This window comes from Vibrio atypicus, from assembly GCF_009811315.1.
Classification (GTDB): Bacteria; Pseudomonadota; Gammaproteobacteria; order Enterobacterales; family Vibrionaceae; genus Vibrio; species Vibrio atypicus.
Map to the genome: position 1 here is coordinate 94,750 of NZ_BLID01000011.1, position 18,358 is coordinate 113,107.

The 18,358-nt window shown below is 45.1% G+C and carries 17 protein-coding genes and 1 tRNA gene; 12 read left to right on the forward strand and 6 right to left on the reverse strand.

Features of this window, described 5'->3' with window-relative positions:
• Positions 1-35 precede the first annotated feature (35 nt).
• The 8 genes from acs (at position 36) to GVO60_RS19620 (ending at position 8,390) form a co-directional block, all read left to right on the forward strand.
• A complete protein-coding gene (gene acs / locus GVO60_RS19585; RefSeq protein ID WP_159657085.1) occupies positions 36-1,985 on the forward strand; it encodes an acetate--CoA ligase in 1,950 nt (649 codons plus the stop codon).
• A gap of 328 nt (positions 1,986-2,313) precedes the next feature.
• Entirely contained in the window at positions 2,314-2,763 is a 450-nt protein-coding gene (aroQ, locus tag GVO60_RS19590; RefSeq protein ID WP_159657087.1) for a type II 3-dehydroquinate dehydratase, read from the forward strand.
• 100 nt (positions 2,764-2,863) lie between these two features.
• On the forward strand, positions 2,864-3,325 hold the full coding sequence (gene accB / locus GVO60_RS19595; protein ID WP_159657089.1) for an acetyl-CoA carboxylase biotin carboxyl carrier protein: 462 nt from the start codon (positions 2,864-2,866) through the stop codon (positions 3,323-3,325).
• A 15-nt stretch (positions 3,326-3,340) separates the two neighbouring features.
• Positions 3,341-4,684: an acetyl-CoA carboxylase biotin carboxylase subunit gene (accC, locus tag GVO60_RS19600; RefSeq protein ID WP_159657091.1), complete on the forward strand. Its 1,344-nt coding sequence runs from the start codon at positions 3,341-3,343 to the stop codon at positions 4,682-4,684.
• Between the two features lie 151 nt (positions 4,685-4,835).
• Complete coding sequence (gene prmA / locus GVO60_RS19605; RefSeq protein ID WP_159657093.1) at positions 4,836-5,723, forward strand: 50S ribosomal protein L11 methyltransferase; 888 nt, start codon at positions 4,836-4,838, stop codon at positions 5,721-5,723.
• Between the two features lie 139 nt (positions 5,724-5,862).
• On the forward strand, positions 5,863-6,831 hold the full coding sequence (dusB, locus tag GVO60_RS19610) for a tRNA dihydrouridine synthase DusB (protein ID WP_159657095.1): 969 nt from the start codon (positions 5,863-5,865) through the stop codon (positions 6,829-6,831).
• A gap of 23 nt (positions 6,832-6,854) precedes the next feature.
• Positions 6,855-7,151: a DNA-binding transcriptional regulator Fis gene (gene fis / locus GVO60_RS19615; RefSeq protein WP_000462885.1), complete on the forward strand. Its 297-nt coding sequence runs from the start codon at positions 6,855-6,857 to the stop codon at positions 7,149-7,151.
• A 252-nt stretch (positions 7,152-7,403) separates the two neighbouring features.
• A complete protein-coding gene (locus tag GVO60_RS19620; RefSeq protein ID WP_159657097.1) occupies positions 7,404-8,390 on the forward strand; it encodes a GGDEF domain-containing protein in 987 nt (328 codons plus the stop codon).
• Here GVO60_RS19620 and zntR read toward each other — a convergent pair.
• Positions 8,387-8,833 (reverse strand): Zn(2+)-responsive transcriptional regulator, encoded by a 447-nt coding sequence (zntR, locus tag GVO60_RS19625; protein WP_159657099.1) that lies wholly within the window; start codon positions 8,831-8,833, stop codon positions 8,387-8,389. The genes GVO60_RS19620 and zntR overlap by 4 nt on opposite strands.
• Before the next feature lie 284 nt (positions 8,834-9,117).
• Here zntR and purH point away from each other — a divergent pair, with 284 nt between their 5' ends.
• Both purH and purD read left to right on the forward strand, forming a co-directional pair.
• Positions 9,118-10,710, forward strand: coding sequence for a bifunctional phosphoribosylaminoimidazolecarboxamide formyltransferase/IMP cyclohydrolase (purH, locus tag GVO60_RS19630; RefSeq protein ID WP_159657101.1), 1,593 nt, complete (start codon positions 9,118-9,120; stop codon positions 10,708-10,710).
• An 85-nt stretch (positions 10,711-10,795) separates the two neighbouring features.
• Positions 10,796-12,088, forward strand: a complete 1,293-nt coding sequence (purD, locus tag GVO60_RS19635) for a phosphoribosylamine--glycine ligase (RefSeq protein ID WP_159657103.1) — start codon at positions 10,796-10,798, stop codon at positions 12,086-12,088.
• Between the two features lie 67 nt (positions 12,089-12,155).
• On the opposite strand, the gene GVO60_RS19640 is transcribed toward purD, so the two are convergent.
• On the reverse strand, positions 12,156-12,854 hold the full coding sequence (locus GVO60_RS19640) for a DUF1481 domain-containing protein (RefSeq protein ID WP_159657105.1): 699 nt from the start codon (positions 12,852-12,854) through the stop codon (positions 12,156-12,158).
• A gap of 83 nt (positions 12,855-12,937) precedes the next feature.
• Complete coding sequence (gene hupA, locus GVO60_RS19645) at positions 12,938-13,210, reverse strand: nucleoid-associated protein HU-alpha (protein ID WP_159657107.1); 273 nt, start codon at positions 13,208-13,210, stop codon at positions 12,938-12,940.
• A gap of 410 nt (positions 13,211-13,620) precedes the next feature.
• On the opposite strand from hupA, the gene GVO60_RS19650 reads away from it, so the two are divergent.
• Complete coding sequence (locus GVO60_RS19650) at positions 13,621-14,709, forward strand: CNNM domain-containing protein (protein ID WP_159657109.1); 1,089 nt, start codon at positions 13,621-13,623, stop codon at positions 14,707-14,709.
• A 73-nt stretch (positions 14,710-14,782) separates the two neighbouring features.
• On the opposite strand, the gene zapB is transcribed toward GVO60_RS19650, so the two are convergent.
• Positions 14,783-15,025, reverse strand: a complete 243-nt coding sequence (gene zapB, locus GVO60_RS19655) for a cell division protein ZapB (RefSeq protein WP_159657111.1) — start codon at positions 15,023-15,025, stop codon at positions 14,783-14,785.
• A gap of 293 nt (positions 15,026-15,318) precedes the next feature.
• Here zapB and glpX point away from each other — a divergent pair, with 293 nt between their 5' ends.
• Positions 15,319-16,326, forward strand: coding sequence for a class II fructose-bisphosphatase (gene glpX / locus GVO60_RS19660; protein ID WP_159657113.1), 1,008 nt, complete (start codon positions 15,319-15,321; stop codon positions 16,324-16,326).
• Between the two features lie 50 nt (positions 16,327-16,376).
• On the opposite strand, the gene GVO60_RS19665 is transcribed toward glpX, so the two are convergent.
• Together GVO60_RS19665 and GVO60_RS19670 are read right to left on the reverse strand one after the other, a co-directional pair.
• Complete coding sequence (locus tag GVO60_RS19665) at positions 16,377-17,789, reverse strand: sensor domain-containing diguanylate cyclase (RefSeq protein ID WP_225874951.1); 1,413 nt, start codon at positions 17,787-17,789, stop codon at positions 16,377-16,379.
• Between the two features lie 458 nt (positions 17,790-18,247).
• A tRNA-Asp gene (locus GVO60_RS19670) sits at positions 18,248-18,324 on the reverse strand.
• Between the last annotated feature and the right edge of the window lie 34 nt (positions 18,325-18,358).

Below are 18,358 nucleotides of genomic sequence, written 5' to 3' on the forward strand. Positions count from 1 at the left end.
TCAATTCAAGGGAATTAAGCACAAGGAGAAAAGCAATGAGTGAAGCCCATATCTATCCGGTAAAAGAAAACATCAAAAAAAATACCCACGCGGATAGCGATACTTACCAAGCCATGTACCAACAATCTGTAACAGATCCAGTCGGGTTCTGGAGTGAACACGGCAAGATTGTTGATTGGATGAAGCCTTTCACCCAAGTGAAGAACACCTCTTTTGATACTGGCCACGTCGATATTCGTTGGTTTGAAGATGGTACGTTAAACGTTTCAGCTAACTGTATTGACCGTCATCTAGCTGAACGCGGCGACGACATTGCAATCATCTGGGAAGGTGACGATCCAAATGATGACTCAACCTTAACGTTTAAAGAGCTGCACAAAGAAGTATGTGAGTTCTCTAACGCGCTGAAAGAACAAGGCGTTCGCAAAGGCGATGTCGTTTGTCTTTACATGCCAATGGTCACGGAAGCTGCCGTTGCGATGTTAGCTTGTACGCGAATCGGTGCGGTACATACCGTCGTGTTTGGTGGTTTCTCTCCTGAAGCCCTTTCTGGTCGAATCATCGATTCAGATGCGAAAGTAGTAATCACAGCAGACGAAGGCGTACGTGGCGGCCGTGCTGTACCACTGAAGAAAAACGTCGATGAAGCACTAACCAACCCAGAAGTGAAAACGATTGAGAAAGTCATCGTCATGAAGCGTACAGGCGGTGATATCGACTGGCACGAACATCGTGATGTTTGGTGGCATGAAGCAACGGCAAACGTCTCTTCAGATTGCCCGCCAGAAGAGATGAAAGCGGAGGATCCACTATTCATCCTTTACACTTCAGGCTCTACGGGTAAACCAAAAGGCGTTCTGCACACAACTGGCGGTTACCTCGTTTATGCAGCAATGACGTTCAAATACGTATTCGATTACCAACCAGGCGAAACTTTCTGGTGTACAGCAGATGTGGGCTGGATTACCGGTCACACATACCTAATCTACGGACCACTCGCTAACGGCGCGAAAACCATTCTATTTGAAGGTGTGCCAAACTACCCAAGCACAAACCGTATGAGCCAAGTCGTCGACAAACACCAAGTCAACATTCTATATACTGCGCCAACGGCTATTCGTGCGTTAATGGCAAAAGGCAACGAAGCGGTGGAAGATACCTCACGTAGTAGCCTACGTATCATGGGTTCAGTTGGAGAGCCTATTAACCCAGAAGCTTGGGAGTGGTACTACAAAACTATCGGCAACGAGAAGTCTCCAATTGTTGATACTTGGTGGCAGACAGAAACTGGTGGTATCTTGATTGCACCACTTCCAGGAGCAACCGATCTCAAACCAGGTTCAGCAACTCGTCCTTTCTTTGGTGTTCAACCTGCACTAGTTGATAACATGGGTAACATCATTGAAGGCGCGACAGACGGCAACCTAGTCATTCTAGATTCTTGGCCAGGGCAAATGCGCACCGTTTATGGTGATCACGAACGCTTTGAACAAACCTACTTCTCTACCTTTAAAGGCATGTATTTCACTAGTGATGGCGCTCGCCGTGATGAAGATGGTTACTACTGGATCACTGGTCGTGTTGATGACGTGTTAAACGTATCTGGCCACCGTATGGGTACAGCAGAAATTGAATCTGCGTTAGTTGCTCACGATAAGATCGCAGAAGCGGCGATTGTCGGTATTCCTCACGACATCAAAGGCCAAGCTATTTATGCCTACATCACCCTAAACGATGGTGAATTCCCAAGTGCGGAATTGCACGCCGAAGTGAAGAAGTGGGTACGTAAAGAGATTGGCCCAATCGCAACACCAGATGTACTGCACTGGACAGACTCTCTACCGAAGACTCGCTCTGGTAAGATCATGCGTCGTATTCTACGTAAGATCGCCACGGGTGACACAAGTAATCTAGGTGATACGTCAACACTGGCGGATCCTAGTGTGGTAGACAAGTTGATTGCTGAAAAAGCAGAGCTCGTCTAACCAATAATGCGCTTGTCAGCCTGACCAGCGTTTAAAACAGGCTCAATCAACCAAAGTCGTCACTGATGTGGCGACTTTTTTGTTTGTTAGAGCACAAAATAGCCCACCGAAAATGCCTCAAAAACGCCGTTTTTGTTATCTTGGTTGCAAAATCGCCCCCCTCTTCTGGGTGATTAGACCAGTAAATTGCTGCTAAATGCGCTGAATTAGCTATAATCTGGGTCTATTTCAAAGATCCAGCCCAATTTCTGACAAAGAAATCATGCTGAATCTGCGATAATATGGGAATATTCAAGTTCGTCTCATGAAATAGGAAGATAGCGACACAATGACAGCAAAATCACGCATTCTTGTCTTAAATGGTCCCAATCTAAACCTGTTAGGCTTACGCGAGCCCGCACACTACGGCTCTCAAACCCTAACTCAGATTATTGATTCACTTACTCAGCAAGCCAAACAAGCTGGTGTTGAGTTGGAGCATTTACAGTCTAACCGCGAGTACGAACTGATTGAAAAGATTCACGCTGCTTATAACAACGTGGATTTTATCATTATTAATCCAGCCGCTTTCACTCACACTAGTGTTGCGCTGCGCGACGCCTTACTCGGCGTAGCAATCCCATTTATCGAAGTACATCTTTCAAATGTACACGCCCGCGAGCCATTCCGTCATCACTCGTATCTTTCTGACAAAGCAGAAGGTGTGATTTGTGGTCTAGGAGCTCAGGGTTACGAATTTGCTCTGTCTGCCGCCCTAACTAAATTGCAGGCAAAGTAGCCCAATTACTGTCGAAGTAACCAAATTACTATCAAAGTAAACAAACACTCTGCAGCTCAACAAGAGCTGTCTTATTCACAAGATAAAAGAGAAAGAAAAGATGGATATCCGTAAAATCAAGAAGCTTATCGAGTTAGTAGAAGAGTCTGGCATTGCAGAGCTAGAGATCTCTGAAGGTGAAGAATCGGTACGCATCAGCCGTAGCGGTACAGCAGCACCTGCACCAATTCAATACGCAGCAGCGCCAGTAGCTGCGCCAGCTCCTGTAGCAGCACCAGCTCCAGCGGCGGCGGCACCTGCAGAAGCAGCGGCACCAGCAGTACCTGCGGGCCACCAAGTTCTTTCTCCAATGGTCGGTACTTTCTACCGTTCTCCAAGCCCAGATTCAAAATCATTCGTAGAAGTTGGCCAAAGCGTTAGCGCTGGCGATACTCTATGTATCGTTGAAGCGATGAAAATGATGAACCAAATCGAAGCTGACAAATCTGGCGTTGTTACCGCTATCCTAGTTGAAGACGGCCAACCAGTTGAATTCGACCAACCACTAGTTGTTATCGAATAATAGAGGCTTTCTCTTATGCTAGATAAATTAGTCATCGCGAACCGAGGTGAAATTGCACTTCGTATCCTTCGCGCATGTAAAGAATTAGGAATCAAGACGGTTGCTGTTCACTCAACAGCAGACCGCGACCTAAAACACGTACTACTTGCAGACGAAACCGTATGTATTGGTCCTGCTCGTGGTATCGATAGCTACCTAAACATTCCTCGCATCATTTCTGCTGCAGAAGTAACGGGAGCAGTCGCTATCCACCCAGGTTACGGCTTCTTGTCAGAAAACGCAGATTTTGCTGAGCAAGTAGAACGCAGTGGCTTTATCTTTGTTGGCCCTAAAGCGGAAACCATCCGTATTATGGGTGACAAAGTATCGGCTATCACGGCGATGAAGAAAGCTGGTGTTCCATGTGTACCAGGTTCTGACGGCCCACTTGATGACGATGAAGGCAAGAACAAAGCCCACGCTAAGCGTATCGGCTACCCAGTGATCATCAAAGCCTCTGGTGGCGGTGGTGGTCGCGGTATGCGTGTCGTACGTTCTGAAGCAGAACTGGTTGAAGCGATCGCTATGACTCGCGCAGAAGCAAAAGCAGCGTTCAACAACGACATGGTTTACATGGAAAAATTCCTAGAAAACCCACGTCACGTTGAGGTTCAAGTAATTGCTGATGGCCAAGGCGGTGCAATCCACCTAGGCGAACGTGACTGTTCTATGCAGCGTCGTCACCAAAAAGTAGTGGAAGAAGCTCCAGCTCCAGGTATTACTGAAGAAATGCGTAAGTACATCGGTGAGCGTTGTACTCGAGCATGTCTAGAAATCGGTTACCGCGGCGCAGGTACGTTTGAGTTCCTATACGAAAACGGCGAGTTCTACTTCATCGAGATGAATACCCGTATTCAGGTTGAACACCCAGTAACTGAAATGGTAACTGGCGTAGACTTAATCAAAGAGCAGCTTCGTGTTGCCGCTGGCCAACCTCTATCATTCACTCAGGATGATATTAAGATCCGTGGCCACGCGATCGAATGTCGTATCAATGCTGAAGATCCAGAGCGCTTCCTACCTTCACCAGGTAAAATCGAACGTTTCCACGCGCCAGGCGGTATGGGTGTTCGTTGGGAATCGCACATCTACACTGGCTACACAGTACCACCTCACTACGATTCAATGATCGGTAAGCTGATCACATTCGGTGAGAACCGCGACGTAGCGATTGCTCGTATGAAGAACGCTCTTGGTGAGATGATCGTTGAAGGCATCAAGACAAACGTTCCTCTACAAGAAAGCATCATGAATGATGAGAACTTCCAACACGGTGGTGCCAACATTCATTACCTAGAGAAGAAACTAGGTCTTCAGTAATCTTAGATTCTGAATCATTCCAAAATGCTCACTTCGGTGGGCATTTTTACTTTTAGCCCTCTTAACCAATACATCTATACTCAAATAACCGCCGCAGTTCTGCTACACTCTGCGCCTATCAAAATTTAACCATCTAAAAGAGCACATACCCATGCCTTGGATTCAAATTAAACTCAACGCGACCAATGAAAACGCTGAACAAATCGGCGATATGCTAATGGAAGAGACGGGGGCACTGTCGGTAACCTTCCTAGACGCTCACGATACGCCAGTATTTGAGCCTCTGCCTGGTGAAACGCGCCTTTGGGGTGATACGGATATCTTGGCACTGTATGACGCTGAAGCGGATACACACTTCATCATTGAGCAAGCAAAACTAAGCAACCTATTACCTGAAGGCTTTGCATTTAAAGTCGAGCAGCTTGAAGATAAAGATTGGGAGCGCGAATGGATGGATAACTTCCACCCAATGAAGTTTGGCGAACGCTTATGGATCTGCCCAAGCTGGCGTGAAGTTCCAGAGCCTGATGCGGTAAACGTTATGCTTGATCCAGGCCTTGCATTTGGTACTGGAACCCACCCAACAACAGCACTTTGTCTAGAGTGGTTAGAAGGTTTAGACCTTACCGGCAAAACTGTCATCGACTTCGGTTGTGGCTCTGGCATTCTCGCGATCGCGGCGATCAAACTTGGCGCAGAAAAAGTTATCGGGATCGATATCGATCCTCAAGCTCTACTGGCGTCAAAAGACAACGCTGAACGCAATGGCGTTGCTGAACAACTCAATGTATTCCTACCACAAGATCAACCAGAAGGTTTAATTGCTGATGTGGTTGTAGCGAACATTTTGGCCGGCCCACTTCGCGATCTTTCACCGATTATTAAATCACTTGTGAAGCCAAATGGGCAGCTTGCGATGTCGGGTGTTTTGGATACTCAAGCAGAAGATGTAGCAAACCATTACCGTGATGAGCTTCACATTGATCCGATTAAAGAGCAAAGTGAATGGTGTCGCATCTCTGGTCGCAAGCAAGGCTAGATAAGACTTTCAGGGCTAATTGATTGAATTTCATGCAATTTCGTAAAACAAATTGTAAATGCTCAAATATTAGTCTTTTCACACAGTGAAAAAATGCGTAAAATGCGCGCCCTTACTGGTATTAAGCTGTGAAGACGTTTTGAAAATCGGGAACCACCAACTTAAGAATAATCTCATCGTTGCCCCTATGGCAGGTGTGACTGATAGACCGTTCCGTGAGTTGTGTCTCCGCTATGGTGCAGGAATGGCCGTCAGTGAAATGATGTCGTCAAATCCTAAGCTATGGAAAACGTCTAAATCAAAGCAACGCATGGTGCATGAAGGCGAATCGGGCATTCGTTCTGTACAAATTGCGGGAGCGGATCCACAGCTTATGGCAGATGCTGCTCAGTTTAGTGTTGAGAACGGTGCGCAAATCATCGACATCAACATGGGCTGCCCAGCCAAAAAAGTGAATAAGAAGCTAGCCGGATCTGCGTTGCTACAGTATCCAGATATCATTCAAGATATTCTGAAGACTGTTGTGAATGCAGTTGACGTTCCTGTGACGTTAAAAACCCGAACTGGCTGGGATACAGATAACATTAACTGTGTCCATATCGCTAAATTAGCCGAAGACTGCGGCATACAAGCATTGGCTCTGCACGGTAGAACTAAAGCGTGTATGTACAAGGGTGAGGCCGAATATGACAACATTAAAGCGGTAAAAGAGGCCATCTCAATACCGGTTATCGCTAACGGTGATATCGATAGCCCAGAGAAGGCTAAATTTGTTCTGGAATACACTGGAGCAGACGCTTTGATGATTGGACGCCCTGCCCAAGGTCGTCCATGGATTTTTCAGGAAATCCGACACTTTTTGGAAAACGGCACCACAATGCCAGAGCTTCCTACCGAGGAAGTGAAAAGCATTATGCTAGGTCATGTAAACGCTCTTCATGAGTTTTATGGTGAGTATTTAGGTCCACGAATCGCGCGTAAGCACGTGGGTTGGTACCTAAAAGAACATGAGCAAGCGAGTGAGTTTCGCCGTACCTTCAACGCTATTGACGCAGCTCCGCTGCAACTTGAAGCGTTAGAAGGTTATTTTGATAACGTTGCATCATAATTAAGAGAAGAGCTAGACCGAATATGTTCGAACAAAATCTGACTTCAGAAGCATTAACAGTAACTACAGTAACGTCGCAAGACCAGATTACTCAAAAGCCTTTACGTGACTCTGTTAAAGCATCTCTTAAAAACTACTTGGCTCAACTAAACGGCCAAGAAGTCACAGAACTATACGAATTAGTTCTAGCTGAAGTTGAACAGCCACTACTAGATACTATCATGCAGTACACTCGCGGTAACCAAACTCGCGCAGCAACTATGATGGGTATCAACCGCGGTACTCTTCGCAAAAAACTTAAGAAATACGGCATGAACTAATCGTTCATTGCACTATTTCTGATTTGAAAAAGCCGAGCGCCTATTATGGACTCGGCTTTTTCTTTATTAGAATATCCTTATTTTCACTTCGAAACTCGCATCTCCCACCAGCTTAAGCCGTTGCAACTAGTAGCACCCACTTTATGTGGCACTTATTGACTAATTTATAATCAAAGTGTGATCTATTAAGATTGATCCAGTCGAATGCCCTTATATAATGAACGATTATTTATATTATCCGGATATGGCTATATGACTGATATGCAACGGGAAGAGTGGCTACAGCTCCTATTGAGCGAGCTTCCCGAACGATTATTCGTGCTTGATCAGCATGGTCGCTTCATTGAGAGCTTTGGTGGAACATTTCACGCAACTCGATTAAATACGGATAACAATACAAACCGTGGGCTGAGTGATCTCCTCACTCAAGAAAGTGCCCAACCTTTGCTCGCTGCGATATCACAAACGATTGAATCCAATCAGGTTCAAGTCATTCAATATGGGATTACACCGCTTGAGTGCCTACAGCTTTCCATCAAAGAGTTAGAGGATACCGATCCTGAGCAACAAAACTGGTTCGAAGCAACCATAAAGCCTTTGTGCCACATTGATGGAAACAGCTATGTACTTTGGCAAGAGCGCGACATTACTGACTCTTACACTAAGCAGCAAGAGCTTCAGCGCTTATCAGAAACAGATGAGCTAACAGGAATTCTAAACCGACGTGCATTTCTGCTTGCCCTTGAAAACAGCTTTAAACAAGCACAAACCTCCCAGCGCGGCTTAACCTGTTTGATGGTCGATATCGACCACTTCAAAGAGATCAATGACCAAGTCGGCCACCTTTCTGGTGACGAAGTCATCACTCACGTCGCTCACATCTGTGAAAAGCAAATCCGTGGTAGTGATTCTATCGGTCGCCTTGGTGGAGAAGAATTTGGTATTTTGCTCAATAACATTAGTGCAATTCAAGCCTATGAAATTGCCGAGCGGATTAGACACTCTATCGAAGAACTGCCTTGTCATGTAGAAGACAAGATCATACATCCCACTGTGAGCATTGGTATTGCAGAAGCCAATAGCCAAATAACCCAAACCCGTGAGTTACTGATCCAAGCAGATAAAGCGATGTATTACTCGAAACAAACGGGCCGTAATCAAGTCACCATTTATCATGACAACCTGCCAGATATGCAGACTCAGGCTGACGACAGAATTAAAATCCTTATCGCCTCTTAACTGTGATTGTGCTCGCTGCAACACGACTCACCATGTATCTCATCTTCCGCTAGTGCACCTAATATTGAACAATGGCTGGCATCATCATCCACATCCCCACAGCACGCGTCATTGATTTTCTTCAGCGCACTGCGAATTCGAGTCAACTCGTTAATCTTTTCATCGATTAAAATTAACTTCGCTGTTGTAATCGCCTTAACTTCTGCACAACTATGTTCAGTCGCTTCCAATTTGATTTCTAGCAACTCTTTAATCTCATCCAAGCTAAGACCAAGATCTTTTGCTTTTAAGATAAAACCGACCTGCTTTTGGTTCTCTTCATTATAGAGTCGATAACCTGATTCGCTCCGGCCCGCTGGTTGGATCAACTGGTTTTTCTCGTAAAATCTGAGTGTATCTGCGGTCACACCACAGCGTTTAGCCAATTCTCCGATCTGAAACATAACTTTCCTTATTAACCATTTCGTTACTTTTAATACGAAATAGTGAGTTAATTACAATTATTTTTGCGATGCCAAACGATTGCGCAAGCTTTTTTGTAATAAATTGGTTAGAATACGCGCCATCAAGTTCAGAGACTACTCCGTCACCAGTTTGACTGGTCACAAAGGTCTTTACCAAAACTGGCCAACATCTTACCGCTCTCTTTATTGCAGGGTAAGAACAAGTTCATTTTTGGCAAACATCTTTATCTTATTTAACTCTGTGACTTTGAGGAAATAGAAGCATGAGTAACGCTCGCCCTATTCGCCGCGCACTTATCAGCGTATCAGACAAAACTGGCATTGTAGAATTTGCTAAAGCCTTGACTGAACGCGGTGTGGATATCCTTTCTACTGGTGGCACTGCTCGCCTATTAGCAGAACAAGGCATCTCGGTAACAGAAGTGTCTGACTACACTGGCTTCCCTGAAATGATGGATGGTCGCGTTAAGACTCTGCACCCTAAAGTTCACGGTGGTGTACTAGGCCGTCGCGGTCAAGATGATGAAGTGATGGAAACGCACGGCATCAATCCTATCGATATGGTTGTGGTAAACCTATATCCATTTGCAGAAACCGTTGCTAAAGAAGGCTGTACACTTGCTGATGCCGTTGAGAACATCGACATCGGTGGTCCAACAATGGTTCGCTCTGCAGCGAAAAACCACAAAGACGTAACTATCGTTGTTAACGCTCACGACTACGACCGCGTTATCGCTGAAATGGACGCGAACGAGAAGTCTCTAACACTAGAAACGCGCTTCGACCTAGCTATCGCAGCTTTTGAGCACACAGCTTCTTACGACGGCATGATCGCAAACTACTTCGGCACTATGGTTCCATCTTACGGTGAGAACAAGGAAGGTGATGAAGAGTCTAAGTTCCCTCGCACGTTCAACCAACAGTTCGAGAAAAAACAAGACATGCGCTACGGTGAGAACAGCCACCAAGCGGCAGCATTCTACGTTGAAGCAAACCCTGAAGAAGCGTCTGTTTCTACTGCTCGCCAAATCCAAGGTAAAGCACTTTCTTACAACAACATCGCTGACACTGATGCAGCACTTGAGTGTGTGAAAGAGTTCGACGAGCCTGCATGTGTGATCGTTAAGCACGCTAACCCATGTGGTGTAGCACTAGGTGGAGACATCTTAGAAGCTTACGACCGTGCATTCAAAACAGACCCAACATCTGCATTTGGTGGCATCATCGCATTCAACCGTGAACTAGACGCTGCAACAGCAACGGCTATCACTGAGCGCCAATTCGTTGAAGTTATCATTGCTCCTTCTGTTTCTGCTGAAGCAGTAGAAATCGTAGCGGCTAAGAAAAACCTTCGTCTACTTGAGTGTGGTGAGTGGACAACTAAGACGACTGGCTTTGACGTGAAACGCGTTAACGGCGGCCTACTGGTTCAAGACCGCGACCAAGGCATGGTGTCTGAAGATGACCTTAAAGTGGTTTCTAAGCGTCAACCAACCGCTGAAGAGCTAAAAGATGCCCTATTCTGCTGGAAAGTAGCGAAGTACGTGAAATCTAACGCGATCGTTTACTCGAAAGGCGACATGACTATCGGTGTGGGCGCAGGCCAAATGAGCCGTGTTTACTCTGCGAAAATCGCAGGCATCAAAGCTGCAGACGAAGGTCTACAGGTTGAAGGTTGTGTGATGGCATCAGATGCATTCTTCCCATTCCGTGACGGTATCGACGCGGCGGCAGAAGCGGGCATCAAATGTGTTATCCAACCAGGCGGCTCTATGCGTGATGACGAAGTTATCGCAGCAGCAGACGAGCACGGCATGGCGATGATCTTTACGGGCATGCGTCACTTCCGCCACTAATTTTCTGTTTATCTAAACGATTAGTAATTATCGAGCCTCTCAACTTTGAGGGGCTTTTAAGAATTAAAGACTTAAGGATTGAAACATGAACGTATTAATCATCGGTGCTGGCGGTAGAGAACATGCTTTAGGTTGGAAAGCGGCACAAAACCCAAACGTTGAAACAGTATTTATTGCTCCAGGCAACGCTGGTACTGCGCTTGAGCCAAAACTTGAGAACGTAAATATCGGCGTTGAAGACATCGCTGGTTTAGTGGCGTTTGCTCAAGAGAAAAAAATCGAACTGACTATCGTTGGCCCTGAAGCGCCATTGGTTATCGGTGTGGTTGACGCGTTCCGCGAAGTTGGCCTTCCTATCTTTGGCCCAACTCAAGCAGCAGCGCAACTTGAAGGCTCTAAAGCCTTCACTAAAGACTTCCTAGCACGCCACGACATTCCTACAGGTTCTTACGCTAACTTCACTGAGATTGAGCCAGCTATCGCTTACGTTCGTGAGCAAGGCGCACCAATCGTAGTTAAAGCGGATGGCCTCGCGGCTGGTAAAGGCGTTATCGTTGCGATGACTCTGGAAGAAGCAGAAGACGCAATCAAAGACATGCTAGCAGGCAACGCATTTGGCGAAGCTGGCAGCCGCGTAGTTATCGAAGAGTTCCTTGAAGGCGAAGAAGCAAGCTTCATCGTCATGGTTGACGGCTCTAGTGTTCTACCTATGGCTACCAGCCAAGACCACAAACGTGTCGGCGACAAAGATACAGGCCCTAACACTGGCGGCATGGGTGCTTACTCTCCTGCTCCGGTAGTAACACCAGAAATCCACAACCGTATTCTTGAAGAAGTTATCTACCCAACAGTGCGCGGTATGGATGCTGAAGGCGCACCTTACACAGGTTTCCTTTACGCAGGCCTAATGATCGATGCTGACGGTACACCGAAAGTTATCGAATACAACTGTCGCTTCGGCGATCCAGAGACGCAACCTATAATGATGCGTATGGAGTCGGATCTTGTTGAGCTTTGCTTAATGGCTATCGATGAGAAACTAGACCAAGCAGAATCTAAGTGGGATCCACGTGCATCTATCGGTGTTGTTCTAGCAGCAGGTGGTTACCCAGCGGATTACGCAAAAGGTGATGTGATTTCACTACCGACAGGCGAAATTGAAGGTCAAAAAATCTTCCACGCGGGTACTGCAAATAATGACGCTGGCGACGTTGTGACTAACGGCGGACGAGTTTTGTGTGCAACGGCTCTTGGTAATAGCGTTTCTGAAGCTCAGGAGCGCGCATATGCGCTTACGAAACAAGTAAGCTGGAATGGTATGTTCCACCGCAACGACATTGGTTACCGTGCGATTGCACGCGAGCAAGAGCAAAAATAACAACAATCTCAGCTGGCTTAAATACAAAAGGCGCACAATGAGCGCCTTTCTTATATAACCCTAGCCATCACTCGCTTTCAATCAAGCTTGGGCGTTCCATACAATCTTGACTATCTTCTGCCAACATCAGTAATTCTTTAACTGTTACTTTGCTCCCACGCGTTGAGCCTAGGAAAGCAACGTAATTATCAACAGACGACAAACGATTCACAACAAAGCTGGGCAGGGTTTGATTAAATTCGATACTTGAGTAGCTATTACCACGACAACTTTCAAACGAACTGCCATCCCAATAACCTTGAATCAATTCGTAATTATCTCGCTCTTGTTGTTTAGTTATGGTCGTGATGTCTTTTGCTTCTTGCCTTAGCCAAGCAAGCTTGTCACTACTCAAAGGAAGAACTCGACCATCCAAACGATATTGCTGGTAGACTGCCTCTCCACTCTTATTGAAACGAACATGAATGCGGTAAGGCACCAACTCTTGGTTGTCCTTAATCTGTTCGCCCTGACGAACTAACTCTCGAAGTTCGCCTTCTGACCAACGATAATCGCTCTTGAACCAACCATAGTCACCTGCTGTAACATAATCTGCGGCCGTATAGGGCACCGTTAGCCGTTCAGTATACCAATACAAACTAGTGGCATCGCCCATAGTGCGGCCACCAGTGAAATCTGAGAACTGGTCCAAACTTGGTTGCGGCGTACCTGATGAGCATCCCACCAGTAGAGCGCAAGCCCATGCTGACAATAAAATTTTCTTCATAATAAAAATATACGCCAAGATAGAAGCTACCTTGGCGTATTTTAAACTATTCCAACAAAAAAGCGTTGGATTGGTTTATTTAATTATTTAACTGCGTCTTTCAGCGCTTTGCCCGCTACGAATGCAGGAACGTTAGCAGCTGCGATTTGGATCTCTTCGCCAGTCTTTGGATTACGACCAGTGCGAGCTGCACGGTGGTTAACTTTAAATGTACCAAAACCAATTAGTTGAACCTGGTCACCCTCTTTAAGTGCATCAGTCACACCTTCAAGAGTCGCTTCAAGTGCAGCTTTAGCTTGTGCTTTAGAAAGATCTGCTTTTTCTGCAATAAAGTCGATTAATTGGGTCTTGTTCATTAGGTTTCCCTTCTTATATGTTATCGAATTCAACTCACTCTAAAACATAAATGCCCTATCTGGCAAAGGTTTGTAAGCGATCTTTCGCTCTCATGACGTACTTTTAACCATAATCTGAGTATTAACTCACAATTTGTTACTATGAAGCGCTATGCTTCACCTTGTTTTTAACCATTTCGGCCCTATTTATTAACTGGCAAAAGCCTGCGAAGCCTGATGTTGCAGGAGCTGATGCGAATAGAAAACACTCACACCAATAATGCCCAGGTATGGCTTTCCCATTCTTGAATTGAAGAATTCAACGGGTAACATGCAAAGTTCGGTTGTGACACCAACGTCATTTAAGGAATAATCCTTCCAGGCTCATTTATTGAGAACGTTGGTATTTAATTAACCTCCATAGGACATTTATGTTACTGCTAACTCTGTACGTCACTATTGCTATTGGCGTATCGTTTGTTTGTTCCGTATTAGAAGCGGTACTTCTGAGTATTTCACCCAGCTACCTTGCACAGCTGCGCCAACAAGGCCACCCTGCAGCAGAACAACTAACAAAACTCAAAGCGGATATCGATCGTCCGCTGGCTTCGATCTTAACCCTAAACACAATTGCTCATACAATTGGTGCTGCAACTGCTGGTGCGCAGGCAGCGGTAGTATTTGGTAGTCAGTGGCTAGGCGTTTTCTCTGGTGTGCTTACGCTAGGTATCTTAGTGCTATCAGAAATCGTACCGAAAACCATTGGCGCAACATACTGGCGTCAACTATCACCGATGGCGGCGACAGTTCTGCGTTGGATGGTATGGGCTCTAACACCATTTGTGTGGTTCTCAGAACAAATCACCAAACGTTTAGCTCGCGGTCATGAAGCACCAAAAATGCGAGACGAACTCTCAGCTATGGCAATGCTAGCAAAAGAGAGTGGCGAATTTGCAGAAGGTGAAACGAAGATCTTAAATAACCTTCTAGGTATTCAAGATGTACCAGTTACTCAGGTAATGACCCCGCGCCCGGTAGTTTTCCGTGTTGACGCTGAGTTAACCATTAATGAATTCCTTGCAGAATACAAAGATACACCTTTCTCACGCCCTTTGGTTTATAGCCAAAGTAATGACAACATCATCGGCTTTGTACACCGCTTAGAGCTATTTAAGCTGCAACAAACCGGCTGTGGAGAAAAACAACTTGGTGCGGTTATGCGCCCAGTACACGTTCTCCTCAATACAATTGCACTACCAAAAGCATTTGAGCAGATGATGGCGCATCGTCTACAACTGGCGATGGTCGTAGACGAATACGGTACGGTTCAAGGTATTCTTACTCTTGAAGACATCTTTGAACATTTAGTCGGTGAAGAGATTGTCGATGAAGCTGACCGCACAACCGATATGCAAGAACTAGCGTTTGAGCGTTGGGAGAAATGGAAAGAGACTCATGGCGTAATTGAAAATCGCGATGAAGACGACCTAGAAGAGAATAAAGAGCCTAAGAACAATTAAGCTTTACAACGTAAATAAAAAACCAGCAGCGATAGCTGCTGGTTTTTTATTACTGGTAGAATGAGGCCAGGCCTTATTCTACTTCATCCATTTTACCTAGTAGGTTACGAATGCGATCTTGCCATGCAGCGTGCTCTTGCTGCATCTGCTGAGCTTTCTGTTCAAGCTCTTCACGATTAGCACGTAATTCGTTTGCTTCTACAGCTAGTTTCTCTTTTTCTTCTTTTAGTTCTTCTACTTCCATTTGAAGAAGAGAAATAGTGTCAACTGCAGTTTGGATTTTTGCTTCTAGCTGTTCTAGTACTTCAAAAGACATCTTAGCCTACCTTTAGTTATTCGTTTCTACGTGAAGGATTCTCCACTCAATACCCTCATTCTACTCAGCCAGAGAATGATAAACACGCCCTATATTCGATAATTTGTGCCATTCGGTCAAAAAAACAGCATTGATTGACAATCAGCTGACTGAAAGCGACTTGCCCTAGGAATTCTGCGAATTTCGATACTGTTTTGATCGAGTTCAATTCAAATCAATCAAAATAGCAAACGTTTTCTTTCTGTTGTGATAGAATCCTGCCGATTTTCTAATTCCCCTACTTTGGAGTCATCATGAAACGCGATTTAGCAATGGCATTTTCTCGAGTAACAGAAGGCGCTGCTTTGGCAGGATACAAATGGCTAGGCCGAGGCGACAAAAACGCAGCCGATGGCGCAGCGGTTGAAGTTATGCGTACTTTACTCAACAAAACAGAGATAAGCGGTGAAATCGTTATCGGTGAGGGCGAAATTGATGACGCTCCGATGCTATACATTGGAGAGAATGTAGGCATAGGTGGTGATGCGGTTGATATTGCAGTAGACCCAATTGAAGGTACTCGTATGACTGCTATGGGCCAATCAAATGCACTTGCAGTATTAGCTGCTGGTGAGAAAGGCAGTTTCTTAAAAGCGCCTGATATGTACATGGAAAAGCTTGTCGTAGGTCCAGGTGCTAAAGGTTGCATCGATTTACATAAGCCATTAAAAGAAAATCTAGAAAACATTGCGAAGGCTCTAAACAAGACTCTCGGTACGCTTGTTGTTATCACTCTAGCTAAGCCTCGCCACGACGCTGTTATCGCAAAAATGCAATCTATGGGCGTACGCGTATTTGCAGTGCCTGACGGCGATGTGGCTGCCTCTATCCTAACTTGCATGCCAGATAGTGAAGTAGATGTCATGTACTGCGTCGGTGGCGCTCCTGAAGGTGTGGTATCTGCAGCAGTGATCCGCGCTCTAGATGGCGACATGCACGGCCGACTATTACCGCGCCACGAAGTGAAAGGCGATAGCGAAGAAAATCGCATCTACGGCGCTGCAGAACTAAAGCGCTGTGAAGAAATGGGGGTGAAAGCCAATGTGGTGCTTAAGATGGAAGACATGGCCCGCAGTGATAACGTCGTATTTTCCGCTACAGGTATTACTAAAGGTGACCTTCTGGAAGGAATTACACGTCAAGACAATATAGCGACAACGGAAACTCTGCTTATCCGTGGTCGTTGCCGTACAATCCGCCGAATTAAGTCAATTCACTACTTGGAACGCAAAGACCCTGAAGTAAGAGATATTATTCTCTAACAAGGTTTAAAGTAAACTAAGATCGAAAGGTCAGCTCTTGCTGACCTTTGTTAACTATAAGAAATACAGACCTTATTTTTACCACTGCTTTTAGCTTGATATAGCAATTCATCGGCACGACGAATCCCTTCACTACTCCATACATGCCAAAGGCTTTCAAAATGACTCGATGTATAAATCACTGCGCCTCCTGATACGGTAACCCGAACAACATTCCCTGTCGGAAGCCGATATCCTTGCCAACTAATGTCTCTTTGAATGCGTTCTAAAATAGAAGAGACTAGTTCCGTTGATTCTCCGGTTATAGCAACGATATCGCACTGACGAAGGCTATCAGCAATTACGTCTCCTATGTAGCAAAGCACTTTATCGCCAACCTCATGGCCATACTCGTCGTTAATTACCTTAAAATTGTCGATATCAAAAACACCAATTGCTAAGTAATGTTTTTTTTCCTGATTCTTGAGTTTTTCCTCAAACCCTCGACGATTGACTAGCCCAGTTAACGGATCACGCATTGCGAGTTCACGCAGTTTTAGCTGCGCGGATTGAGTATAGCGATACCAAATGAAACTAAGTCCGACGCAATACAAGAGCAATAAAATGACAAACTGATCTTGCTCATGATCGATGATGTGAAATATATGAATACGCTTTGGTTCATCAACATTCAAATAGAGCCCTGTATGTTGCTCATTAATATAAACAGGCTGTGAGAATGTAAAACTGACTAAATCGCCTTTATTTTTTCCTTTACGATCTTCTAATCGATATCCGGAGCTATTGTCTAGCAGTAAATCTTTAAGAAATGCATCTATTGCGAGCACTCCTTTAAACTCATTATCTATATAGATACCGCGAGTGATCGTAATAACTTTAGCACCAGTTAAGTAGTCTTCATAATCTCCCGTATAAACGACTTTATCGTGCTGCTGCGTTAGGCCGTATCGAATCGCATTTATCCAATAAGGTCGATTCATCACGACACTATCAAAGGTATCTCCTTGAATAACCAGTGCAAATTCTTTTGGTGAAGAAATAATAAACTTGTCTTTTGATAGAAAGTAAATTGAAGAAATCTTCTCTATCGCGCTAGCAAAGTAAGCCATTGAAGGTGCGATAAAGAGCCTACGATACGCTTCTTGATATAATTCAGAATTTTCATCACACATCTCAGCTGGGCCGGGAAACAGAAAGTCATAATTCTCGCCTTGTTGACTTACCCCACCAAAATTACAAGTCATCTCTTTAAGCTCGATAGTATGAGGTAATACATAGTGCTCATTGTGTAAGGGGTATAATGCTGAAATATTGTATTCGAGCGCGTTTAATACTTGGCTCAACTCTCCAAGGTTCTGCTCTACCCTCTGTTTTTCTTGGAGGTATTCCACTTTAGACTCGTCAGCAGAATCCACAATCAATAGCGCTATAAACAATAGAAAGACTACTGTTATCCCTGCCAATGTTTTTTAATCCCTTTTTACAATTTGACGTCACTGAGTATTCACAATATTGAATTTGAACTTTACATTAACAGAATGCCATCCCATTTCTAGCCTGTTTTTAATCTATATGCCATTAAATGCAAAGAAGGGAGGGAAGTGAGACTTTACGCATACGAAAAAGCCCTAGCTTTTCTACCGGGACACGTAGTTTAGCGCTTTGTTTGAAGAAATGCCGAGGCAGCGGGGGACACCTAGCCCGGGTAGCGTTCAATTGGACTCGCACACGAGCGGGACTTGTTCCCTGGGAGGGAGAGTCACTTTGTTCTAAAACGACGAAACCCAGTCCGAAGACTGGGTTTCTAAATAAGTGGCTGACGGCTGGGGTTGCAGGCAACCGGGACTCGTTGGTCGCAGACCAAATTAATCCTGTAGATACGAAAAACCCTAGCATTTCTGCTAGGGTTTTTCTGAATAAATGGCGGAGCGGACGGGACTCGAACCCGCGACCCCCGGCGTGACAGGCCGGTATTCTAACCAACTGAACTACCGCTCCGCACTGGTCAGACATTGAAGTCTAAATTTAAAGC